The following is a 23407-nucleotide window of genomic DNA, read 5'->3' on the forward strand; positions in this document are numbered from 1 at the left end:
GATTTTTCATAGTTTCAGGCGATTACTTCAGGCCGCGTCGCGCCGATCCACCTTCCGCTGGTGCTGGCTGGGCAGGATCGGCAGGCCGAGATTGCCACGCAGCGTGTCGGCTTCATAATCGGTGCGGTACAGGCCACGCTCCTGGAGGATCGGCACGACTTCCTGCACGAAGCGACGGAATTGCGCCGGATGGCCGAGATGGACGTTGAGGCCGTCGAGCGCGCGCCCTTCGAACCAGCGCTGGATTTCGTTAGCGACCGTTTCCGCCGATCCCACGAAGGGACTGCCGCGCCCGGCCCGTGCCCGCTCGACCGCCTGCCGCAGGGTCAGCCCCTGTTCGACGGCCTGATCCGTGACCTTCTTTGCCTGCGTGTAGAAGCTGTTCTTCGCGGCTTCCAGCGCCTGCACCGGGAAGGGCGCGTCGGGATCATATTGGCGGAAATCATGCCAACCGAAGGGGCGGCCGAATTCGGCCAGCGCCTGATCGAAGCTCTGGTCCAGTTCGCGATAACGACGCTGGATATCCTGCGCATCCGCATCCGTATCGCCGACATAGACGGAGAAGCCCGGCAGGATGACGATCTCGTCCGGGTTGCGGCCCTGCCTTATGGCGCGCCCCTTGAGGTCGGCATAGAAGGCCTGCCCCTGCTCGATCGTTGCGGCATGGGTGAAGATGGCGTCGGCGATGGTGGCGCCCAGATCGCGGCCCTGATCGCTGTCGCCCGCCTGGAAGATGACCGGCTCGCCCTGCGGCGAGCGCTGGAGATTGAGCGGGCCTACGACCTGAAAGAATTCGCCCTGATGATCGAGGCGATGCAGCCTGTCGGCGTCGAGGAACTGGCCGGTCGCGCGGTCGCGGACCAAGGCCCCCTCCTCCCAACTGGACCAGAGGCCACGCGCTACGTCGAGAAACTCGACCGCGCGGCGATAGCGGGTGTCATAGTCGAAATGCTCCGGCTGGCTGAAATTACCGGCCGTGCCCGCGTCTCCGCTGGTGACGACATTCCAGCCGGCGCGCCCCTTGCTGATCAGGTCGAGCGAGGCGAAGCGTCGGGCGAGGTTGAATGGGTCGTTATAGGAGGTGGTCAGCGTGCCGACGAGGCCGATATGCTTCGTCGCCACCGCCAGCGCCGACAGGAGGGTGAGCGGTTCCAGCCGGTTGAGATAATGGGGCGGCGAGTTGGCGGTGATGAACTGGCTGTCGACGATGAAGACGAGGTCGAACTTCGCCGCCTCCGCCTGCCGGACGACGTCGATATACCAGTCGATGCTGACGCTGGCGTCGAGCGGGATATCCGTGTCCAGCCAGCGATTGCTGTCGCCGGGGCCGCCGACGCCGGTGGGGACGAGGCCGAGTTTGAGTTGGCGCGTGGTCATATATATCCTTGAAGTCAGGCGTCGAAGCCGGGGGAGTGACGGCCTGCCTTGCGCAGGGCCGCTTCCCAGACCAGATCATAATGGGATTTGGCGCCCTCGACCGGCTTGCGTTCGCGGCTCATCTGGCGGCGCACTTCCTCCTGCGCCTCTTCCGGAGCGATCAGCACACGGTCGCGGCCGATGGACAGGGTACGGACCTGCGCCTTGCAGGCTTCCTCCAGATGATAGATGCCGCTGAATGCTTCGCCGGGCGATGCGCCGAGCGCCAGCGTGCCGTGGTTGCGCAACAGCATCACCTTCGTATCACCAAGGTCCGCGACGATGCGCTCGCGCTCGTCCAGATTAAGCGCCACGCCTTCATAATCATGATAGGAAATGCGCGGGATCAAGCTTAGCGCGCGCTGGTTGAGCGGCAGCAGCCCTTCGGCATGGGCGGAGACGGCCATGCCGTCGGCGCTGTGGAAATGGGCGATGAAATGGGCGTCGTCGCGCGCGGCATGGATCGCGGAATGGATCACATAGCCGGCATAGTTTATGCCATACTCACTGTCCCCGATGACATTGCCGTCGAGATCCACCTTCACCAGACTGGACGCAGTGATTTCATCGAACATCAGGCCGAACGGGTTGATCAGAAAATGATGGTCCGGCCCCGGTACGCGGGCCGAGATATGAGTGTAGAGAAAATCGTCCCAGCCATAGAGGGCGGACAGGCGATAGAAGGCGGCAAGGTCGATGCGGACCTTCCATTCCGCTTCGCTGATGCCGGAGGCGCGGAAACGATCGTCTTTCAGGACTGTAGCCATGGGGATGCTCCTTTGCGGGCAAATCTAGGCAGGCGGCAGGCCACCGCCCAATGAGAATGTCTGATGGATGGGTGAGCGGCGCTCATGCCGGGAACACGCCGGGATCGACGATCTTTGCGACATCGACATGGACAGGCAGTTCGCCATCGGCATGGAAGCGATCGACCACCCGTTGCAGCGGCTCTATGACGGCCGCGTCGGGCGCGATCAGGACCGGGTTCTGGCGGTCCACGATCAGCTTCGCCAGCTTGGGGTCCACGCCCGTCGCCTTGGCGAAGACGCCAGCGTAGATATCGGGATGCGCCTGCGCCCATTGGCTGGCGGTGCGGAAACGGGCGAGCGCGTCCTTGAGCGCCGCGCGCTTGGCCGGGTCATCCAGCGCCGCCTGAGACGCGGCGATCAGGGTGAGGCCGGTGTTGATCCCCTGCCCGTCGCGCAGCACCCGCGCGCCGCGATCCTCCGCCGCGATCTGATAGGTGCCGAACGTCGCCCAGGCCTCGATCCGCCCGGCAGCGAAGGCGGCAGCGGCGTCATTGGGCAGCATGAAACCGATGTCGACCGCCTTGCGGTCGACCTTCGCCTCTTTCAGCGCTTCGAGCAGGAGGTAATGGGAAATGCTGCCGCGCGCGCTCGACACGATCACACGGTGGCCGGCAAGGCCGGCGACATTGCGGATTGGCGAACCGGGCGGCACGATGATGGCGATGTCGCGGGTGGAGGAGAGCGAGCCGGCGATCACCTTGAGCGGCGCGCCGGCCGCCGCCGCCAGCACCACCGGCAGATCGCCGGCCGGCGCGGTATCGACCGCCCCGGCGTTCAGCGCCTCCAGCAAGGGTGCGGCGCCGACGAAATTGGCCCATTCCACATCATAGGCAAGGTTGCCCATGGCGCCGGCCGCCTCCGCTTTCGACTGGAGGAGGTGGACTTGGTCACCCAGAACCAGCTTGGTCCGCCCGCCCTTCCCGGCCCCACCGCAGGCGGTGAGGCCGAGTGCGGCGGCGCCGACAAGGAAAGTGCGTCGATCAGAAAGCAAGAGCGATCCGCCCATAATAATAGCCACCCGCTGGGTTGAAGGGCGACGGGCCATAATAGCCCTGCCCGGTCTGGGGATTGCCCGGCCCGTTCTTTTCAGGGCGGACGTCGAACAGGTTGGTGGCGCCGACCGAGAGGGTCGCGAAGTCCGTCACCTTTGCGCTGATGCTGGCGTCGGTGATGATCTTCGCGCCGAAATAGCGGTCGTCGCCTGCGGCGGTGCGCTGCGTATATTTGCCGTAGCGGGTGTTGGTGAGGCTCAGGCCGAAAATGCCCTTGCTCCAGTTCAGCGTACTGACCAGCTTCGTATGCGGCTGAAGGACTTCCAGTTCGCCGATCTTGTCGCCGCCGAAGAAGACGGAGCCGGCGCCCAGCAACGATGTGCCGTTGGCTGCGAACAGCTGCGCCGGGGTGGCGACCACGTCCGTCACTTTGGTCTTGCTGTAGTTGAAGGCCAAGGTGAGGCCCAGCTTGCCGAAATCGCCAAGGCCGGTGGAATAGTCGGCGACGAGGTCGAAGCCCTTCGTTTCGGTATCGGCGGCGTTGATGAAATATTCCGCCTGCTCCACATCGGACAGACCGTTGGCGGCGAGGATGGCGGAAATGCCGGTGCCGAACAGGCGGCCGGTGCGCTCGATCCGATCCTTGATCTTGATATAATAGCCATCGAGCGTGATCGAGAGCGCGGGCAAGGGCGTGAAGACGATGCCAAGGCCTGCGTTCCAGGTCTTTTCCGCCTTGAGCGGCTTGGCGCCGAGCAACTGGCCGACATTGCTGTCCGCCGTCACCAGCTTCGCGACGGTCGGACGCAGTTCGGTCTGGCCGGTTTCGGCGTTGAAGAAGGACGAGGTGCGCCCGTCCGTCTGGGCATAGCCGATCTGGGTCAGCGAGGGCGCTCGGAAGCCGGTGCCGACGGTGCCGCGAATGGCGAGCGCCGGGCTGACTTCGTAGCGGCTGTTGAGCTTCAAGCCGATCGGGCTGCCGGAGCCGTCGCTATAATGTTCGGCGCGCAACGCCGCGCCGATATACCAGGCATCGGTGGGATTGATGCCAAGGTCGATATAGCCGGCATAGACTTTGCGGCTGATGTCGGCTTCGTCGGCGGGGGACAGGACGATCGCGCCCTGCACCACCGGGGAAGCGATGCGGCCGACATTCCAGTCATATTGTTGATCGCCGGGCTGGAAAGTGTAGGTTGCCGGTTCATAAGCCAGCGGATCGCCGGCAAAGGTACGGAAGCGGTCGAGCCGATATTCGCCGCCGATCGACACTTGCAGCGGCTTGGCGAAACCGATGTCATATTCGCGATGCAGGTCGACATTGTGGGTCCACTGGCGGAACTCGAAATTGGCGAGATTGGGCCAATAGGTCGGGCTGTCCGGACCGAGCGAGGGGCGGATGGAGAGCCTGGAAAATTGGCGGCTGGCGTTGCGGCCGAAGGACGAGGAAATATCATAGTCCCAGCCGATCAGCGTCCCTTTCAGGCCGCCGACGAACTGGAAATCCGTCTCGTCGATATTGTTGAGCGGATAATAGCCGTCCGGGAACAGAGCGGTAAAATTGGCGGTACTGTTCGGGCGGCGGAAGTTGTTGCCGATCTGGGCGTCGCGCTCGCCATAGGTGCCGAAGCTGTAGAGGGTGGCGCTGTCCGTCACCGGCAGCTGGGCGTTATAGCCTAGGTTGAACGCCTTGATCTGCGGGTCGCCATTATGGGCGCCGTCGCGGTTCCAGGCAGCGTTGCGGGCATTGGCGTCGGCGATGTTCGCCAACACCTGATCGCGGGTCAGGCCGCTGGAGGCCACGACCTGATCGATGGTGCGCCCGGCGGGCAAGCCGTAGAGATTGGTGTCGGTCGCAGCCAGATTCCACCAGGCGCCGCCGCGCTTGCGAATGTCGCCGCTGACGGTCAGGAAGCCACCATCGTCGCCGATCTTCGTCCCGTAACGGATCGTGCCCTTCCAGCTATCGGGCTTGCCATTGGCCGAATAGAGCGTGCCGTAGGTGAAATCGCCGCTCAGCCCTTCCTTTTCGGCCAGTTGGATATTGATGACGCCGGCGATCGCGTCTGTGCCATATTGCGCGGCGGCGCTGTCCTTCAGCACTTCGATCCGGTCGATGCCGCTGGTCGGGATCAAGTCCACATCCACCGGATTGGCGCCCGATGTGTCGGTGGTTGAGTTGTTGAGGAAGGCGCCGTTATGGCGGCGCTTTCCGTTGACCAGAACCAGCGTATAGGCCGGCGCCAGGCCACGATTGGTGACGGGACGGCCGACCGAAAAGACGCCGGCATGGGTCGACCCGAAATTGAGTGAGGGCAGCAGCTTGGAGAGCGCTTCGCCGAACTCGGCCGCGCCGGTGGCTTGCAGCTTGTCCGCGCTGACCACGTCGATCGGCGCCGGGCTTTCGGCGATGGTACGCGGTGCGCCACGGACGCCGGTGACGATGATCGTTCCGGCATCCGTCGCGGCGGCTTCGGCAGGTTGACTGATGTCTTGTGCCGACGCCGGTGAGACAGCGAGTGCGACAGCCGTTAGCGCCGTCGATGTGAGATAATGAGCGACCTTGAACATGGATATTCCCCCAACAGACTGGCCGTCCGTTTATTTTCTACAAATTTAGTTGGGAAATGACTTTCAATCAATATCCATGAGTTTCACTCAACTTTAGATGATCTTTTCCTATTCAAACTTATTGTTTCAATGAGCTTGATGAAAACTTGAATCGAAGGCTTGCGTTACGTCGCGCGTGCCTTCGATCAGACCGGCCTTTTGAAAGCGGGCGGTGATATCCTGCTCATGCGCGATGATCTTCGCATCGATCGGTTGCGACACGCGGTTGTTGCGGTCGAAGCTGGCGCGAGCGATGTCGAGCGGGAGGCCGGTTTCCTTCGCCAGCACCTGCGCAAACTGGTCAGGATGGGCGCGCGCCCAGGCGACGGCCTTCGCCTCACGTTGCAGGAAGTCGGCAAGCAGCGCACGTTTCGGCGCGATGCTGTCGGCATGGGCGATGTCGATATAGATGGGCAGGCCATAGTCCTTGGCATCGACGATGGTACGCGCGCCTTCCTTGATCGCGACATTGGTATAGGGCGTCCAGATCGCCCAAGCGTCGATCGACCCGCTGTCGAACGCAGCCTTTGCGTCACCGGGCGGCAGGAACGTGACGCGCACCTTGTCCGCAGGAATATGGGCGCGCTCCAACGCCTGAAGCAGCAGATGATGGCCGATCGATCCGCGCGTGGTCGCTACCGACTTGCCGACCAGATCCTGCGCGCTTTTGAGTGGCGATCCGTTCTTTACGAGGATGGCGAGCGCTTCGCCGGCCTGTTGTGCGGGTGCCTGTACGCCGATCGCTTTCACCGGACTGCCGCTCTGATAGGCGAAGATGAAGGGAGCGTCGGCGGCCAGACCCAAATCCGCCGCACCGCCGCCGACCGCCTCCAGCAAAGGCTGGGCCGATGGGAATTCCGACCATTCGACCGTATAGGGCGCGCCGTTCAGCACGCCCGATGCGATCATCATGGATTTGACCTGCCCCTTTTGATTGGCGACCCGCAAGACCTTGTCATCGCCGCCCTTAAAAGTCGCGGCGGCGAGCGCAAGGCCCGCCACCGCGACAAGGGACGCCGACAGGATGACGACGTTTTTCTTAGACATGGATCAGCCTGCCAGTGCGAGGCCGGCCGCCTCGCGCTCGGCCACCTTGCGGCGCACGACGGGCAGCAATTCGCGGCCATAAAGGATGGAATCGCCCAGCGGATCGAAGCCGCGGATCAGGAAATGGTCGATGCCGATATCATAATAATCGAGCATGGCGTCGGCCACCTGTTCCGGCGTACCGACCAGGCCGGTGCTGTTGCCGGCCGCGCCGGTCAGGGCCGCAACGCCGGTCCACAGCCGCTTGTCCTGCCGATTGGCGCTGGCGGTTTCCAGCAGGCGCAGCGCGCCGACGTTGGGCGGGCGATGGCCGGTGAGCGGCAGGCCGGCAGCGGTGCGGTTTTCGCGCACCTCCTCCTCGATCTCGGCCGCACGCTTCCAGGCGGCTTCCTCGGTATCGGCGATCACCGGGCGCAGCGAGAGCGAGAAGCCCGGATCGCGGCCATAGCGGGCAGCGGACTTGCGCACGGCGCGCACCGTGTCCTGCACCGCTTCCAATGTTTCGCCCCACAGCGCGTAGACATCGGCATGGCGGCCGGCGACGTCGATCGCTTCTTCCGACGATCCGCCGAAAAAGACCGGCAGATTGTCGGGCTTGATCGCGCTGAACGCCTGACGGATGTCGTAGAACTTGCCCTGATGGTCGAAGGGTTTGGACTCCGTCCATTCCTGCCGCAGGATGTTGAGATATTCGTCGGTGCGGGCATAGCGTTCGGCCTTCACCGTCTTGGTGTCGCCATCGCGCGCCATTTCTTCATCGGCACCGCCAGTGATGATGTGGACGGCGACGCGGCCGCCCGACAGCTGATCCAGCGTCGCCAGTTGGCGCGCGGCCACCGTAGGCTGGGTAAAGCCGGGGCGATGGGCGACCAGAAAGCCGAGCTTGGTGGTGATGGCGGCGGCGTGGGCCGCGACGATCTGGCTTTCCGGGCTGTTCGAGCCGAAGGGGATGAGGACACGGTCGAAGCCGCCCTCTTCCTGCGCCTTGGCCGCGGCGTTGACATAGTCGGTGTCGAGCGCGCGGCTGCGCACCGCCGATTGGGTTTCCGACCCGTTGTTGAAACCGATATAGCCGATGAACTTGACGCTCATGGATGCTCTCCTGAAATCTTAAATGCCAAAAACCTAGATGACTCTGAAGCCGTGGGTGCCGTCGCGTTCCAGCTGGGCGACGAGGCCATATTCCCAGTCGAGATAGGCCTGCATGGCGGCGGCCTTGTTGTCCGTGCCTTCATAGGGACGCTTGTAGCGGCCTTCCGGTCCACGCGGGGACGGTGCGCCGTCCGGGCCGCTTTCCAGCGTCACGGCCGACCAGTCGACGTCGAGGATCGACACGTCCCAGCCCAACTGCGCCAGCCAGGAGGCGGTCATCGCCGCGCGCACGCCGGTCGGATCGGTCACGACGATGCGGGCGCCGCGCACCGGGGCATTATGGTCGGTTTCCTGCACCAGCTGGCCACCCTGCGCATTGCGGAATCCGGGCAGATGGCCGCTTTCATATTCGCGCGGCTGGCGCACGTCGTAGAGGTAGAGGGTACGGCCGGTGTCGGCCTTGAAAGCCTCCAGCTCGGCCCAGCCGATCCGCTTGACGCCGGCGCGATAGGCAACGTCGCGGGCATGGACGTCGGCTTCGGCGATGGCGGCGTCGTCGATTTCGGGCGCGGCGCGGGTCTGGCCGGTTTCCAGCTGCTGCCCGGCCAGCGTCCAGCCGATCGTGCCGTTGCGCAGGGCGAACACCTTGTTGGGCACGCCGGCATTGACCAGCGACTGGGTGCCGATGATGGAGCGGGTGCGGCCGGCGCAATTGACGATGATGGTCGTGTCGGGATCAGGCGCGATGGTGCGCGCGCGCAGCGCCAGTTCGGCGCCGGGCACGCTGGTCCCGGTCGGGATGCTCATCGTATTATATTCGTCGTAGCGGCGGGCATCGAGGATCTTGATGTCGGCCTTTTCATCGATCAGCGCCTGCACATCTTCGGCGGCGAGGCTGGGCGTGTGGCGGCGATGTTCGACCAGTTCGCCGAATGCCTTGCTATAGCTGTTGACGTCCTCGAACAGTTCATAGCCCGCATCGCGCCATGCGGAGAGGCCGCCGTCCAGTTCGCGCACATCGGTATAGCCAAGACCTTCGAGACGGACGGCCGCCTTGTGCGCCAGCCCTTCCCCATTGTCATAGACGATGATCGGGGTTGCAAGGCGGGGGATACGCCAGCGCACTTCATCGTCGATACGGCGCAAGGGGATTTGCGCGGCGAAGAGCGGGTGGCCCTGCGCGAAGTCATGTTCTTCACGCACGTCGATGACGGCGATTTCACTGCCTACCAGCAGGGTGTGGCGGATGTCCTGCGGCGTGGCGGTCTGGATCTTGTCCAGCGTGTCGGTGCTCATGCGGTTTTCGATCTGTCCCAGAGGTTGGGGATCACGCTGTTGGCGTAACCCGAAATGAAGGTCTTGGGCGTGCCGTCGAGGGCATAGGTCGCGCGCTCGACCGCGCCAATATTGGCGCCATAGACATGGATGCTGATGGAGGGCCGGTCGGTCAGGCCATTGGTGACGCGGTGAATGTCGCCGATGCGCGGGGAGACGGCGTCCACCTCCCCTTCATGCAGCAGTGCCTCGCCCTCATCGACCAGCACACCGCTGGGCAGGCGGCGGAAACTTTCCACCTTTTCGACACCACGCAACATGCCGATCAGGCCCCAGACGCTATGGTCGTGGATCGGCGTGGACTGGCCCGGTCCCCAGACGAAGCTGACGACGCTGAACCGTTCCCGGCTGTCGCAATGGAGCAGATATTGCTGGTAGCGGTCGGGATTGGGCTGGGCGAACTCCTCGGGCAGCCAGTCGTCGGTGGCGATCAGGCGGCTGAGCAGAGCGCGGCCACTTTCCAGTATCGCCTGCTCGTCGCGGGTGGCGGCCAGCAGGTCGGCGAAGGCAGTGACGAAACCGCGCAGGCGACTAGTGTTGGGTGCCGTCACCGGGCGGTCGAGGGCGGCAAGCGCACTCATTCGGCGGCGATCGGGAAAGGCACGACACCCTCGCCATGATCGTCGCCACCCAGATGGGACAGCAGCTTTTCGCGCAGGCGGCCGGCGAAGCTGGCGCGTTCGCCGCGCGGGGCGGTGATGCGTTCTTCGGCGACGATCCGGCCCTTGTCGAGCACCAGCACCCGGTCGGCGAGCGCGATCGCTTCCTCGACATCATGGGTGACGATCAGCACGGCGGGCTTGTGCGCGCGCCAGAGCGAGAGGACGAGGTCATGCATGCGGTAGCGGGTCAGCGCATCGAGCGCGGCGAACGGCTCGTCCAGCAGCAGCAACTTGGGTTCGCGCACCAGAGCGCGGGCCAGCGCCACGCGCTGCGCTTCGCCACCCGACAGGGTCAAAGGCCAGGCGTCGAGTCGATGGCCAAGGCCCACTTCCTTGAGCGCCGCTTCGGCGCGGTCGCGGCCATTATTACCCTTGAGGCCCAGCGAGACATTCTTCCACACCGGTTTCCAGGGCAGCAGGCGGGCGTCCTGAAACACGACGGCACGGGAGTCGGGGACTTCCACATCCTGACCGCGCACTTCGTCCAGCCCGGCCAGCGTGCGCAGCAGCGTGGTCTTGCCCGAACCGGAGCGACCCAGCAGGGCGATGAATTCGCCCGGCGCGATGTCGAGGTCCAGACCGTCGATGATGGTGTTGGCGCCGAAGCGCCGCGTAAAGTCGCGCAGGCGGACGACGGGTTCTGGATGGGGTTGGTGAGCGGCACTGTCCAGCGCCGAAAAACCGAGGCGAGCGTCCATGCTTATTGCTCCACTATGCTGGGGCGCCAGATAAGGGCGCGGGCTTCGATGGCACGGACCAGCCAGTCGGCGCCGAGGCCGAGAATGGCGTAGACCATGAGGCAGACGACGATGATGTCGGTCCGCATGAAATCGCGGGCATTGTTGATGAGGTAGCCAAGGCCGGCCGAGGCGTTGATCTGCTCCGCCACGACCAGCACCAGGATCGATACCGACAATGCATAGCGAAGGCCGACCAGCAGCTGCGGCAGGGCCGAGGGCAGGACGACATGCCAGACCTGCTCCCAACGACTGAGGCCGAAGCTCTTGGCCGCATCGAGCAGGCGCAAATCGACGCTGCGGATGCCGCTATAGAGGTTGAGATAGACCGGGAAAATGGTGCCGAAGGCGATCAGCGCGACCTTGGGCGTTTCGCCGATGCCGAACCACACGATGAAGAGCGGGGTCAGCGCCAGCGCGGGAATGGTGCGCTTGATCTGCATGAGCGGATCGACCGCCAGTTCGCCCGAGCGGGACAGGCCGGCGATCAGGCCGAGCGCCAGACCCAGGCCGACGCCGATCAGCAGGCCGACGGCAACGCGGGCGAAGGAGACCAGCAGGTTGGATGGCAGTTCGCCGGAGATCACCATTTCGAGCAAGGTGCCGATCACCGCCGAGGGTGCCGCCAGCGTCCGCTCAGGGATCAGGCCGGTCCTCGAACCGGCTTCCCACAGCAGCAGCAGCAGCACCGGCGACAGCCAGCGCCCGCCAAAGCGCGACAGCGAAAAAGGCCGGCGCGTCGATGCCGACTGACCCCGCGCAGCCTGTGATGTGTCATTGATCGTCAAAACCGCCATGTCCGGGCCTTTTGTAAAGTCCTGTAAAGCCCAACATGAATTGTCTACTGTTTCAATTAAGTTTTTCTTGGCCGACCTATCAGCATTGATCATAGGTGGCATTTTATCGCCGCTGCGGGGCGTATTGCCGCAGGAATAGGCGGTTTTCCCGGCACGGTTCGTTCTGGCCAAGTTTTTTATGGGCCGTTTAAATCTCTACTATTTTGATTGATATATAAGCATCGGCGATAAGCCATCTTCCGTTTCCGGCATCGGATCGGTTCCTCCCATTTCAAAAATTCAAGGGGTTCATCGTGCCGGTCAATTTGCCGACCAACTTGTTGCGCAGCTTCGTCGCCATCGTCGACACCGGTTCGATGCTGAACGCATCGGAACAGGTGTTCGTGACGCAATCCGCCCTCAGCCTGCAAATCAAGCGGCTGGAGGAACTGGTGCAGCAGACGCTGTTCCTGCGCGAAGGGCGCCGGCTCAACCTGACGGCGGCAGGCACCGTGCTGCTCGATTATGCGCGGCGCGTGCTGCTGCTGCATGACGAGGCGGTTGCAGCGGTCAGCGCCGGGCGCTTTGCCGGGCCGGCGCGGATCGGCATGGTGCAGGATTTCGCCGATACATTGCTGACCGGGCTGCTCTCTCGCTTTGCCGAACTGCATCCCGACGCGCAAATCTATGCGCGCGTGGCTGGCACGGCGGAATTGCAGGCGCTGCTGGACCGGCGGGAACTGGACATATTACTGGGCTTTGCCGCGCCGAATGATGCCCATGCGGTGACGGTCGCGCCGATGAGCTGGTATGGCGACAGTCATCTGGTCGATCGCGAGGTCATTCCGCTGGCCGTGCTGGAAGAGCCGTGCCGCTTCCGCGAAGCCGCGATCCGGGCGCTGGAGGATGCCGGACTGCAATGGCGGATCGCGGTGGAAACGCCCAATCTGGCGACGCTGAAGGCGGCCGTGGGCGCAGGATTGGGCGTGACATGCCGCACGCATCTGTTTCTGGAGGACAGCCAAGCATTGGAGCATGAGCGGTTGCCGCAATTGCCGCGCGTGGCCGCGATCCTGCGGTCGGGCGACAAGCTGGACAAGGCGGCGAACCGACTGGCCGAACTGGCGCGGGAGACGGTCGAGGCGCTTTGACGTCGGATTATAACGGAATTGGAAGAGGCGGCCGATCCGGATCGGCCGCCTCTTTCGCATTCAGTAACCTCGCGCCGGATCGACGATGTCGCTGGGTGCCTCGCCCCGTGCGAAACGGGAAATATCGTCGCGCACTTTCTCCAGCAGGCGATGGCGCACCAAAGTATGGTTGCTGGAAACATGCGGCGTCAGGCGCACGCGTGGATGGGTGTAGAGCGGATGGCCTTCGGGCAGCGGTTCGGGATCGGTGACGTCCAGCGTCGCGAAGCCGGGACCACCCTCCCCGTCCAATGCATGGATCAGCGCGTCCTGATCGATCACCGATCCGCGCGCGACGTTGATGATATGGGCGCCGGGCTTCACCCTGGCGAGCAGATCGGCGTTGAACAGGTGGCGTGTTTGCGGGGTGGCCGGCACGGCGACGATGATATGATCGGCGCGCGATACAAGCGTGTCGATATCACCGACATGTTCCACGCCGCTGATGCCCGATTGTGCACCGCTGCGGCGCAGGCCGACGACCTGCGCGCCCAACGCGAGGCCGCGTTTCGCCACCGCCTGACCGATCGCGCCTAGGCCGACGATGCCGATCGTGGTGCCCGATACCCGGCCGAGCGGGACGTTGATCCATTGCGCGCGTGAGCGGGCGGTGATGCCCTCCAGATTCTTGGTATGGGCGTAGATGGCGGCGATGACATAGTCCGCAATCTCATCCGACGCGACGCCGCGACCGCAGGTGACGAGCGGCGCGTCGAGCAGCCATTGCGGATAGAAGTCGATCCCCGCCGACGCGCTATAGACCCATTTCAGCCGGCCCGGCCAAGCGGGTGGACGCTGGATGGAAGGCTGCCGCCAAGACGGCGACGGGCGCACCAGCAGGACGTCCGCTTCGGCAGCGGCAGACCATGGCTCTTCATCGGCGACGTCGATCAATATGGGGGCAATCGGATGCTGGCTGAGGCCCTTGTTGAAATCGGCGTCAAGCTGGCTGGCAATGATCAATGACATGTCAGTTCCCAAGAGCCGCCCGACCGGCGGCAATCAATATGGTGTCGGTCTGTGGCGAGTGGATGCGGCTGCACAGCACGTCGCGATAATGGCGTTCGAGGGGGTTCTTCCGGCTGATGCCGGGATTGCCGGTGAGTTCGAGGCCGATTTCCACCGCGCGGATCGCATTGGCGGTGGCTAGATATTTGATGTTGTTCACTTCGATCGCGCTGGGCGGATCGCCGGCTTCATGCCGGGCGGCGGCATCGCGGATCAATGTGCGGTTGACCTGTAGCAGCGCCTCTATCTCGCCGAATTTTTCCTGCACGCGCGGCAGGGTCGCGAGCGAGGCGCCAAGATTGGTCGGCACCCGATCATTGAGATAGGCCCGCAGCCAGTCCCGCGCCGCCCGAGCAACCCCGTCATAGATGGTCGAGATGGCGAGCGCGTTCCATATGGCAAGGCCCGGATCGCCTGCGCCGGCCGCCCATTGTTCGGGCCGGCGGATATCGACCGCATGGTCGAGCGGCGTGGGCGTATCGGTGAAATGCACCGCATGGCTGACCGTGGCGCGCATGCCCAGATGATCCCAGGCGGGTTCGATGTCGATGCCCGCGCTGTCCGACCGTACCAGAAAATTGCCGACGCGCGGCTCCGCCTCGTCGGTCCTGGCCCAGACAGAGAACCAGTCGAGGCCGGTCGAGCCGGTCGAATAGATTTTCGTGCCGGTCAGTGCCCAGCCGTCGGCGGTGCGCCGGGCGATGGTCGCGGGCAGGCCACCGCGCACCGGGGTGCCCAGTTCCGGCTCCACCCGCAGACCGCCGATCAGGCCACGACCGGCGACGGCATCGCGCGCCAGCCGTTCGTAAATGGCTTGCGGCCAGGTGCGCGCACGGGTTGGCGTGGCGTGATAATGGTAGGTCATGAAGAGGATCAGGGCGGTCGAGGGATCGCCCTTCGCCACTGCGCCCAGCACCCGGATCGCTTCGACAATACCAGCGCCCCGGCCGCCAAGGTCGCGCGGCACGGTCAGGCCGATCAGCCCTTCGCTCGCCAGATAATCGAAACTGGCGCGCGGAAACTCCCCGCTGCGGTCATACTGCTCCGCCGTTTCTGCGAGACGCCGGGTCAGCCGATCGAGCTGATCGGCGCTGATGGGGCCGGCCGAATGGGCTGGCGCGTGGTCCTGCTGAAGTGCCTGTGTGGCCATGATGGTTCAGCCTCTCTTGGGAATGGTATCGTTGAAGCGCGCGTCCCAGAGCGGACGCACATCGATCGCCTTGGGCAACAGCTTCTGCCGATAGAAAAGATCCGCGACCTGCTGCTGCGAGGCGATGGCCTCGTCCGTGACGGGACGCAGTTCATAGTTCGCACTCTTGCGCTTGAACTGATCCAGCACATAGTCGCGGGGCACGCCGATATCCTGGGCGATGATGGCCGCCCATTCATCCTGATGCGCCGCCGCCCAGCCATAGGCTTTTTGCACCAGCGCCAGATAATCCCCGATCAGCTTCGCCTTTTCGGGATCGGCCAAGGCATCGACATGGGCCGACACCAGATAGTTGCCCGACAAGATGCCATAGGCGGTCTTGAGGATGCGGGCGCCCTCGGTGGCGATGGCGCGCTGGATCGGGAAGCCGTAAATCGCCCAGCCATCGAGCGCGCCTTGCGAGAAAGCAGCCGCACCGTCCGACACGCCCATCGCGACCGGGGTGATATCGTCCCAGCCAAGGCCGACTTCCTCCAGCATGCGGATCAGGAAATATTGGGACGTGGTGGCGCGGACATAGCCGACGCGCTTGCCCTTCAAATCGGCGATGCTCTTCGCCTTCGATCCCTTGGGCACCAGCACCACCTGATTGTTGACGTCGCCATGGGCGACGGCGATCTGGCGGAAGCTCTGTATGGTGGAAGCGGCAGCGAAGATGGGCGGGATTTCGCTCATCCCGCCATAGTCGAGCGAGCCGCCGTTCAGCGCCTCCACCACCAGATGACCGGACTGAAACTCGCTATAGGCGAGATCGAAGCCTTCGGGCACGATGCCGGCAGCCTTGAACAGCAGGCGCGTGTCGCCTTCACCCTTGCCGGTGACGGAGACGCGCAATTTCGGCTTGCCACCCTTGGCCGCACTGCATCCAGCCAGGATCAGGCAGGAGGCGGCACCGGCGCCGATGAAGCCGCGCCGCGACAGACGATCAGCGACCATGTACACCATCGCGAACAGGACCACCGGCGCGTTCGAACAGCACGACGTCAGGGTCGCGCAGAAATTCCCGGCGTGCGGCTTCGCGCAGGCGCGCCCATCGCTGGGGCAGGGAACGCAACAGGCTCATGATCGTCCTTCCTTCGATGCAGATAGGACTTTATCTATTTTAGCAGTAGAGATATGTCCCACAAGCAATGCTGGTGGAACCATTAGAAATGCTTGATCCATGCTGAAGGTCGATCATGTCGCCATCATCGGCGGCGGATTCAGCGGCGTGCTGCTGGCGATCAACCTGTTGCGGCACGGCAATGTGCGGGTGACGCTGGTGGAGCGGCGGCCCGACCGACTGGGGCGCGGTCTGGCCTATGGCGCGGCGCAGGCGGACCATATCCTGAACGTGCGTGCCGCCAATATGAGCGCGCTGCCCGACCAGCCCGGCCATTTCGTGGAGTGGTTGACGGCACAAGGATTGGGGCAGGAAGGCAGTTTTGCCACCCGGCGCGATTATGGCGCCTATCTGTGCGCGATGTTGGATGACGCGCGAACGGCGGCGGGGGACCGCTTTGCGATCGTCAGCGATGAAGCTGTCGATCTGGTCGTGCGGGATGATGGCGCCTTTGTCGGGTTGCGATCGGGTGGCGTATTGGAAGCGGATGTCGCCGTGATCGCGCCGGGCAATCTGCCGCCGCATGATCTGCCCGCTTTTGCTGGGCTTGGCCGCCCCGCTTATGTCAACGATCCCTGGGCGGCGGATATCGCCGCCGGCCTTGGGCGGGACGATGTTCTGTTGTTGCTGGGCAGCGGCCTGACTGCCGTGGATTGCGCGCTGAGCCTGGACAGCGCGGGTTACAAGGGCAAGATCATTGCCCTGTCCCGCCGTGGCCTTGCCCCGCAGGCGCACGCCCCCGCCCCGCCCTATGCCGCGCGGCAGGAACGCCCCACCGGCCCGGCCTCCACGCTGGTTCGCATGCTGCGCGATCGGGCGGCCGAAATTGGCTGGCGTAACGCCGTGGATGAATTGCGTCCCTTCACACCGGATATGTGGCGCGCAGCCAGTGCGAACGAGCGCAGCCGCTTCCTGCGCCATCTGCGCCCTTATTGGGATGTGCATCGCCATCGCGTCGCGCCGGGCGTGGCCGAACGGCTGGGCGGGTTGCGTGCGCAGGGGCGGCTCGAGGTTCGCGCCGCGAAGGTGGCGACGGCGGCGCCAGACGGCGATGGTCTGCTGATCGGTTTGCGGCCACGTGGCGCGTCGGACAGCGAAACGTTGAAGGTGGCGCGCGTGGTCAATTGCACGGGGCCATTGGGCGACTTGCGGCGTGTCACCGACCCGCTGCTGCGCAACCTGTTCGACCGGGGCGACATCAGGCCCGATCCGCTGGCGATCGGCATCGATGTGGATCGCCAGTGCCGCGCGATCGCCGCGCACGGCGATGCGCAGGCGCGGCTGCATGTCGTCGGCCCGATGACGCGCGGCGCCCATTGGGAAATCGTCGCCGTGCCGGACATAAGGCGGCAGGTCTGGACCCTGGCCCGCGAACTGACCAGCGCCCATTGGGTGGAGGCCGAGGGGCTTTAGTATTTGGCCTAATCATAAATGGCCAAGCAGTCCGCGTTGGTTCGCTGCCCGGCGGCGGCCTAATTTGCGCCTTTCAATTTCTTCTGGAAAGGACGCTCCATGGCCCAACAGCGGCACATCAAGCTCGGCTTCATCCTGCATGGCGTGGGGCGCACCTGGAACGACTGGCGCCACCCCGATCGGGACAATAATGCCAGCACCAGTCTGGCCCAATATCAGAGGCAGGCCGCAACCGCAGAGCGCGGCAAGTTCGATTTCCTGTTCGTCGCCGACAGCCTGTCGATCAACGAGAAATCCAGCCCGCATTATCTGAACCGCTTCGAACCGATCACGATCCTGTCCGCACTGGCGGCCACCACATCGCGCATCGGCCTGGTCGCCACGCTAACGGTCAGCTATTCCGAGCCGTTCAACGTCGCGCGCCAGTTCGCATCGCTCGATCATCTGAGCGGCGGGCGCGCGGGCTGGAATGTCGTCACCTCCTGGCTGGGCGATACCGCCGCCAATTTCAGCAAGGCCGAACATCCCGCCCATGCCGTGCGCTATCGCATCGCGGGCGAATATCTGGATGTGGTGCAGGGGTTGTGGGACAGTTGGGAAAATGGTGCTCATGTCGCCGACAAGGAAAGCGGCCAGTTCGTCGATCCCGACAAGCTGCACCGGCTGGACCATAAGGGGGAATTCTTTCAGGTACGCGGCCCGCTGAACATCAAGCGCACGCCACAGGGCCAGCCGGTCATTTTTCAGGCAGGCGCTTCGGACGACGGTCGCGCCTTTGCCGCCAAGCGAGCCGAGGTGATCTTCACCCATGCGGCCACGCAGGAGGATGGGCAGGCCTATTATGCCGACGTCAAAGGCCGGGCCAAGGGCTTTGGCCGCGATACCGATCAGTTGTTCATCCTGCCGGGCATCGCACCGATCGTGGGCGATACGGATGAGGAAGCGGAGGCGCGTTACCGCGAACTGGCGGCGCTGGAGTCGATCGATACCGGCCTTGGCTATCTGTCGCGGACCTTCAACGACCATGATTTCCGCCAATATGATCTGGACGCGCCCTTCCCCGATGTCGAGCATATCGGCCTCAACAGCCAGCAGAGCGGCACGCTGCGCATATTGGCCGAAGTGCGGGCGGACAATCTGACGCTACGCCAGATTGCCGAGCGGCTGGCGACACCGCGCGGCGCGTTCGTCGGATCAGCCGAGACGGTGGCCGACCGGCTACAGGACTGGTTCGAGAGCGGCGCGGCGGACGGGTTCGTGCTGTTCGAACCGCTACCCGGCCAGTTGGACCTGTTCGTGGATAAGGTGATCCCGATCTTGCAGGCGCGCGGCCTGTTCCGCACCGACTATGAAGGCACCACCTTCCGCGAACATCTGGGGCTGCCGATACCGGACAATCGCTATACGGCAGCGCGATCGGCGAAGAGCGCAGCGTAAGAAACAGAGGGCCGGCGCTTACGATCGCCGGCCTTTCCACTGTCAGTTGGGCCTTGGGTCCAGTCCGCCCATCAGCACTTTTACCATCGCCGCGGATATCTCCGTCGGCGTCAGCGCGCCCTTAGCATCGTACCAGCGCCCCGGCCAGTTGAGCGCACCAGCCAAGGTGAAGGCCGTCATCTTTACGTCGATCGGGCCGATCGAGCCATCCTCCACCGCCTCGGTCAATATCTGGCGCATGGCAACGTCGATCTTCTTCTTGAGCGCCCGATAGCGCGGCAGGCTTTCGCGCGAGAGCGCCTCCTCCCCGGTGCGCGACACGCAGATGCCGAAATCGTCCATGTTGATTTCAACATAGCGGCGCAGGAATTTCACCAGCCGGTCGCGGCCGCTGCCCGGCTCCGCCCGCGCCTCATCGGCGGCCTCCAGCAATTGCTCCAGACCGATGGTGATGCATTCCAGCAGCACCTGATCCTTGTTCGCCAGATAATGGTAGATGGTGCGCTTCGAGATACCGAGGCTGGCAGCGACATCGTCCAGCGAGGTCTGGAAAAACCCCCGCTCGTTGAACATCCGCACGGCTGCGCGCAGCACGGCGTCGCGCTTTGCCGCCCTGTCCGCCTCACGCTGCGCCGCATTTCTGAAGGGGGAATTCTGCATGGGCAGAGCATTGACAGGAAACCCACAGAAGCACAATACACTCATGAGTGCACATTGATCGAACAAGTTTCTTGATTCGACTGAAGTGAGAAGAGGATTGCCGATGGACATCAACGGAGTGGGCGCGATCGTGACCGGCGGGGCTTCGGGCCTGGGCGGTGCCACGGCGGCACGACTGGCGAAAGCCGGCGCGAAAGTAACGATCTTCGACCTGAACGCGGAACTGGGCGAGGCCCATGCCAAGGCGATCGGCGCACGCTTCACGCAGGTGAATGTCACGGACGAAGCGGCGATCGAGCAGGCGATCGAAGAAGCGGAAGCGTTGAATGGCAAGGCCCGTATTCTTGCCAACTGCGCCGGCATCGGCCCGCCGGCCAAGGTCATCGGTCGTGACGGTAAGGCGATCCCGCTGGCAGACTTCTCGAAAATCCTGACCGTCAATCTGATCGGCAGCTTCAACGTCCTGTCCAAATTCGCCGCGCGCATCATCAATGCAGATACGGTGGGGGTCGAGGAACGGGGCGTCATCATCAACACCGCCAGCGTCGCGGCCTTTGACGGACAGATCGGGCAGGCCGCCTATAGCGCCTCCAAGGGCGGTATCGTCGGCATGACCCTGCCCATCGCGCGCGAATTTGCGCGCTATGGCATTCGCGTCATGACGATTGCGCCGGGCATCTTCCTGACGCCTTTGCTCGCCACATTGCCGCAGGAAGCGCAGGATTCGCTGGGCAAACAGGTGCCCTTCCCCACGCGCCTTGGCCAGCCGGACGAATTTGCGCTGATGGTCGAGCAGATCGTCGCCAACCCGATGCTGAACGGTGAAGTCATCCGCCTGGACGGCGCGATCCGGATGGCACCGCGATGAGCGGCGCCCAAAATGGGGCGGGTCCGGAGCGCACGGCCGCTATCGCCGCGAAGGTCGAAGCCTTCGTCCGTGATGTCGTCGTCCCCTATGAGCATGACCCGCGCAGGGACCATCATGATTGCCCCAGCGAGGCACTGATCGACGAATTGAAGGAGAAGGCGCGCACAGCCGGCGTGCTGACGCCGCATATCCTGAGCGACGGCAGCCACCTCAACCAGCGGGAAACTGCGATCGTGCTGGCGAAGACCGGCCTGTCGCCGCTCGGCCCACTGGCCTGCAACACGGCCGCGCCCGATGAGGGCAATATATATCTGCTGGGCAAGGTCGGCAGCGCGGAGATCAAGGAGCGCTTCCTGAAACCGCTGGTGGAAGGGCGCACGCGATCGGCCTTCTTCATGACCGAGCCGGCACTGGAGGGTGGTGCCGGGTCCGACCCGTCGATGATGCAGACGACCTGCCTGCAGGATGGCAATCACTGGGTCATCAACGGGCGCAAGGCCTTCATCACCGGGGCGCAGGGAGCCGGGATCGGCATCGTCATGGCGAAGTCCGCAGACGGCGCCTGCATGTTCCTGGTCGACCTGCCCGACCCCGCAATCCGTATCGACCATATTCCCAATACGATCGACAGTTCGATGCCGGGCGGTCATGCCGTCCTGACCATCGACAATCTGCGCGTGCCCGCCGACCAGATGCTCGGAAATTCGGGCGAAGGCTTCCAATATGCGCAGGTGCGGCTCAGCCCGGCGCGGCTTTCGCACTGCATGCGCTGGCTGGGCGCCTGCATCCGCGCCAACGAGATTGCGACCGACTATGCCAATCGCCGCATGGCCTTTGGCAAGCCGTTGATCGACCATGAAGGCGTCGGCTTCATGCTGGCCGAGAATCTGATCGACCTGAAGCAGGCCGAACTGATGATCGACTGGTGCGCAGATGTGCTGGATGGCGGATCGCTGGGGACGGCGGAAAGCTCCATGGCCAAGGTTGCAGTGTCCGAAGCGCTGATGCGCATCGCCGACCGATGCGTTCAGGTGATGGGCGGCATGGGCGTGACCAGCGACACGATCGTCGAGCAGGTGTTCCGCGAAATCCGCGCGTTTCGCATCTATGACGGTCCGACCGAGGTCCATAAATGGAGCCTGGCCAAGAAGATCAAGCGCGACTGGAAAAAGGCGCAGGAGACGGCCGTATGAGCGCGCTGGGTGACGATGCCAATGCCGGCACCACGGCGGTGCGGGATGCCTATCGTTTCGATGAGGCCGCACTGGCGCGGTGGATGGCGGATCATGTCGAGGGCTATCGGGGGCCGCTGACCGTCGAACAGTTCAAGGGCGGACAGTCCAACCCGACCTACAAGCTGGTGACGCCGGGCCGCAGCTATGTGCTGCGCCGCAAGCCGCCGGGCGACACGTTGAAGGGCGCACATGCGGTCGATCGCGAGGCGCGTGTGCTGAGCGCGCTGGGCAGCGTCGACTTTCCGGTGGCGCGGGTCTTTGGCCTCTGCACCGACGACAGCGTCATCGGCAGCTGGTTCTATGTCATGGACATGGTCGAAGGGCGCATCTTTTGGGACGCGACATTCCCGACTGTCTCCAACGCGGAGCGACCGGCCTATTTCGACGCGATGAATGCGGCGATCGCGCAACTGCATGGCATCGATTATGCGGCGATCGGGCTGGAAGATTATGGCAAGCCGGGCAATTATTTCGCACGGCAGATCGGTCGCTGGTCCCGCCAATATCTGGAGGATCAGGATGCCGGGCGCGATCCGGACATGGATGCGCTGATCGCCTGGCTGCCGGAGAATATCCCGGCGGGTGAGGAAAGCAGCATCGTCCATGGCGACTTCCGCTGCGACAATATGATCTTCCACCCAACGGAGCCGCGCGTGCTGGCGGTGCTGGACTGGGAATTGTCGACGCTGGGCCATCCGCTGGCCGATTTCGCCTATCATGCGATGATGTACCAGATGCCGCCCGATATCGTGGCGGGGCTGGGCGGCGTGGATATTGCCGCACTGAATATTCCGAGCGAGGCGGACTATGTCGCGGCCTATTGCGCGCGAACCGGGCGGAGCGGTATCCCCAACTGGGATTTCTACATCGCCTTCAACTATTTCCGGCTGGCGGCGATCTTCCACGGCATCAAGGGACGCGTGATCCGCGGCACGGCAGCATCCGCCCATGCGCGCGAACGGGCCAAGGCCCTGCCCCGCCTTTCCGCACTTGCCCGCCAATCCATGGAGAAATGCGCATGAGTGACGCCCCTGTCACCGTCGCGATCGACGGTCCCATCGCCACGCTGACGCTGAACCGCCCGGCCGCCGGTAATACCGTCAACCAACCACTGATCGATGCGCTGCTGGACGCCGCGATCCTTTGTGATGCCGACCCGGCCATTCGTTGCGTCGTGCTGACTGGCAACGGCAAGCTGTTTTGCGGTGGTGGTGACATATCCGCCTTTGATGCAGCGGGCGATCAGGTTTCGGCCTTTCTAAGCCGGCTGGCGGGCATGCTCCATATGGCGGTGACGCGGTTGCTGCGGATGAACAAGCCGCTGCTGGTGGCGGTGAACGGTCCGGCGGCGGGCGCAGGCCTGAGCCTGGCCATATCGGGCGATGTCGTCATCGCCACGCAATCGGCGCATTTCATCGCCGCCTATGGCAGCGTGGGCCTGACCCCAGATGGCGGCATGTCCTGGCTGTTGCCGCGCCATGTCGGGCTGCGCCGGGCGCAGGAGATCATCCTGACCAATCGCAAGGTCACGGCTGACGAAGCCGCCGCGATCGGCTTGGTGACGCGAACCGTAGCCGACGAGGATTTCGCCGCAGAGGTGGCGAAGACCGCGCGAATGCTGGCCGATGGACCGACCGGCGCGATCGCGGGCGCCCGGGCGCTGTTGCTGGAAAGCGCCAGCAGTCCGCTGGAATCGCAACTGGAGCGCGAGACGCGCAGCATCGCCGCGGCAGGCGGCAGCAACGAATGTCGCGAGGGCGTCGCCGCCTTCCTTGGCCGCCGCAAGCCAGACTTTTCAGGAGACGCATGAC

Annotated in this window: 22 protein-coding genes; 7 read left to right on the forward strand and 15 right to left on the reverse strand. The window is 64.1% G+C overall.

The annotated features are described in order from the left end of the window. Positions 1 to 27 precede the first annotated feature (27 nt). The 10 genes from RQH62_RS07490 to RQH62_RS07535 form a co-directional block, all read right to left on the reverse strand. The gene (locus tag RQH62_RS07490) at positions 28 to 1377 is read right to left on the reverse strand and encodes an LLM class flavin-dependent oxidoreductase (RefSeq protein WP_311268143.1); all 1350 of its coding nucleotides are present in this window, start codon (positions 1375 to 1377) and stop codon (positions 28 to 30) included. Between the two features lie 14 nt (positions 1378 to 1391). After that, on the reverse strand, positions 1392 to 2183 hold the full coding sequence (locus RQH62_RS07495) for a class II aldolase/adducin family protein (protein ID WP_311268144.1): 792 nt from the start codon (positions 2181 to 2183) through the stop codon (positions 1392 to 1394). Between the two features lie 82 nt (positions 2184 to 2265). Continuing rightward, the gene (locus RQH62_RS07500; protein WP_311268145.1) at positions 2266 to 3231 is read right to left on the reverse strand and encodes an ABC transporter substrate-binding protein; all 966 of its coding nucleotides are present in this window, start codon (positions 3229 to 3231) and stop codon (positions 2266 to 2268) included. After that, complete coding sequence (locus tag RQH62_RS07505; RefSeq protein ID WP_311268146.1) at positions 3206 to 5785, reverse strand: TonB-dependent receptor domain-containing protein; 2580 nt, start codon at positions 5783 to 5785, stop codon at positions 3206 to 3208. The genes RQH62_RS07500 and RQH62_RS07505 overlap by 26 nt, the downstream gene beginning before the upstream one ends. A gap of 126 nt (positions 5786 to 5911) precedes the next feature. Continuing rightward, a complete protein-coding gene (locus RQH62_RS07510) occupies positions 5912 to 6871 on the reverse strand; it encodes an ABC transporter substrate-binding protein (protein ID WP_311268147.1) in 960 nt (319 codons plus the stop codon). A 3-nt stretch (positions 6872 to 6874) separates the two neighbouring features. Continuing rightward, positions 6875 to 7963 (reverse strand): LLM class flavin-dependent oxidoreductase, encoded by a 1089-nt coding sequence (locus RQH62_RS07515; RefSeq protein ID WP_311268148.1) that lies wholly within the window; start codon positions 7961 to 7963, stop codon positions 6875 to 6877. A 33-nt stretch (positions 7964 to 7996) separates the two neighbouring features. Beyond that, positions 7997 to 9259 carry a rhodanese-like domain-containing protein gene (locus RQH62_RS07520; RefSeq protein ID WP_311268149.1) on the reverse strand — a complete coding sequence of 421 codons (1263 nt, stop codon included), beginning with the start codon at positions 9257 to 9259 and terminating at the stop codon, positions 7997 to 7999. Next, positions 9256 to 9879 carry a cysteine dioxygenase gene (locus tag RQH62_RS07525; RefSeq protein ID WP_311268150.1) on the reverse strand — a complete coding sequence of 208 codons (624 nt, stop codon included), beginning with the start codon at positions 9877 to 9879 and terminating at the stop codon, positions 9256 to 9258. Before RQH62_RS07525 ends, RQH62_RS07520 begins: the two co-directional genes overlap by 4 nt. Then, the gene (locus RQH62_RS07530; protein ID WP_311268151.1) at positions 9876 to 10658 is read right to left on the reverse strand and encodes an ABC transporter ATP-binding protein; all 783 of its coding nucleotides are present in this window, start codon (positions 10656 to 10658) and stop codon (positions 9876 to 9878) included. Before RQH62_RS07530 ends, RQH62_RS07525 begins: the two co-directional genes overlap by 4 nt. Before the next feature lie 2 nt (positions 10659 to 10660). Continuing rightward, a complete protein-coding gene (locus RQH62_RS07535) occupies positions 10661 to 11386 on the reverse strand; it encodes an ABC transporter permease (protein WP_405053531.1) in 726 nt (241 codons plus the stop codon). 401 nt (positions 11387 to 11787) lie between these two features. On the opposite strand from RQH62_RS07535, the gene RQH62_RS07540 reads away from it, so the two are divergent. Beyond that, on the forward strand, positions 11788 to 12624 hold the full coding sequence (locus tag RQH62_RS07540; RefSeq protein ID WP_311268153.1) for a LysR substrate-binding domain-containing protein: 837 nt from the start codon (positions 11788 to 11790) through the stop codon (positions 12622 to 12624). 60 nt (positions 12625 to 12684) lie between these two features. Here the strand turns inward: RQH62_RS07540 and RQH62_RS07545 are convergent, their stop codons facing one another. The 4 genes from RQH62_RS07545 to RQH62_RS07560 are packed head-to-tail and all read right to left on the reverse strand — an operon-like array spanning position 12685 to position 15944. Beyond that, a complete protein-coding gene (locus tag RQH62_RS07545) occupies positions 12685 to 13632 on the reverse strand; it encodes a D-isomer specific 2-hydroxyacid dehydrogenase family protein (protein ID WP_311268154.1) in 948 nt (315 codons plus the stop codon). A gap of 1 nt (position 13633) precedes the next feature. Continuing rightward, positions 13634 to 14821 carry an acyl-CoA dehydrogenase family protein gene (locus RQH62_RS07550; protein WP_311268155.1) on the reverse strand — a complete coding sequence of 396 codons (1188 nt, stop codon included), beginning with the start codon at positions 14819 to 14821 and terminating at the stop codon, positions 13634 to 13636. 6 nt (positions 14822 to 14827) lie between these two features. Next, entirely contained in the window at positions 14828 to 15817 is a 990-nt protein-coding gene (locus RQH62_RS07555; protein WP_311268156.1) for an ABC transporter substrate-binding protein, read from the reverse strand. Next, entirely contained in the window at positions 15807 to 15944 is a 138-nt protein-coding gene (locus RQH62_RS07560) for a hypothetical protein (RefSeq protein WP_311268157.1), read from the reverse strand. Before RQH62_RS07560 ends, RQH62_RS07555 begins: the two co-directional genes overlap by 11 nt. A gap of 99 nt (positions 15945 to 16043) precedes the next feature. Between RQH62_RS07560 and RQH62_RS07565 the strand changes: the two genes are divergently transcribed. Together RQH62_RS07565 and RQH62_RS07570 are read left to right on the forward strand one after the other, a co-directional pair. Continuing rightward, complete coding sequence (locus tag RQH62_RS07565) at positions 16044 to 17396, forward strand: FAD/NAD(P)-binding protein (RefSeq protein WP_311268158.1); 1353 nt, start codon at positions 16044 to 16046, stop codon at positions 17394 to 17396. A gap of 99 nt (positions 17397 to 17495) precedes the next feature. Further along, a complete protein-coding gene (locus RQH62_RS07570) occupies positions 17496 to 18833 on the forward strand; it encodes an LLM class flavin-dependent oxidoreductase (RefSeq protein ID WP_311268159.1) in 1338 nt (445 codons plus the stop codon). A gap of 42 nt (positions 18834 to 18875) precedes the next feature. Here RQH62_RS07570 and RQH62_RS07575 read toward each other — a convergent pair whose 3' ends face one another. After that, complete coding sequence (locus tag RQH62_RS07575; protein WP_311268160.1) at positions 18876 to 19493, reverse strand: TetR/AcrR family transcriptional regulator; 618 nt, start codon at positions 19491 to 19493, stop codon at positions 18876 to 18878. 103 nt (positions 19494 to 19596) lie between these two features. On the opposite strand from RQH62_RS07575, the gene RQH62_RS07580 reads away from it, so the two are divergent. Genes RQH62_RS07580 through RQH62_RS07595 form a run of 4 tightly spaced genes read left to right on the forward strand, consistent with a single transcriptional unit; the run spans position 19597 to position 23406 of the window. After that, complete coding sequence (locus tag RQH62_RS07580; protein ID WP_311268161.1) at positions 19597 to 20361, forward strand: SDR family NAD(P)-dependent oxidoreductase; 765 nt, start codon at positions 19597 to 19599, stop codon at positions 20359 to 20361. Beyond that, positions 20358 to 21554 (forward strand): acyl-CoA dehydrogenase family protein, encoded by a 1197-nt coding sequence (locus RQH62_RS07585; RefSeq protein ID WP_311268162.1) that lies wholly within the window; start codon positions 20358 to 20360, stop codon positions 21552 to 21554. Before RQH62_RS07580 ends, RQH62_RS07585 begins: the two co-directional genes overlap by 4 nt. Then, positions 21551 to 22618: a phosphotransferase gene (locus tag RQH62_RS07590; RefSeq protein ID WP_311268163.1), complete on the forward strand. Its 1068-nt coding sequence runs from the start codon at positions 21551 to 21553 to the stop codon at positions 22616 to 22618. Before RQH62_RS07585 ends, RQH62_RS07590 begins: the two co-directional genes overlap by 4 nt. Further along, a complete protein-coding gene (locus RQH62_RS07595; protein ID WP_311268164.1) occupies positions 22615 to 23406 on the forward strand; it encodes an enoyl-CoA hydratase-related protein in 792 nt (263 codons plus the stop codon). The genes RQH62_RS07590 and RQH62_RS07595 overlap by 4 nt, the downstream gene beginning before the upstream one ends. The last annotated feature ends 1 nt before the right edge of the window (position 23407 follow it).

It is taken from the genome of Sphingobium sp. WCS2017Hpa-17 (assembly GCF_031843765.1).
Classification (GTDB): domain Bacteria; phylum Pseudomonadota; class Alphaproteobacteria; order Sphingomonadales; family Sphingomonadaceae; genus Sphingobium.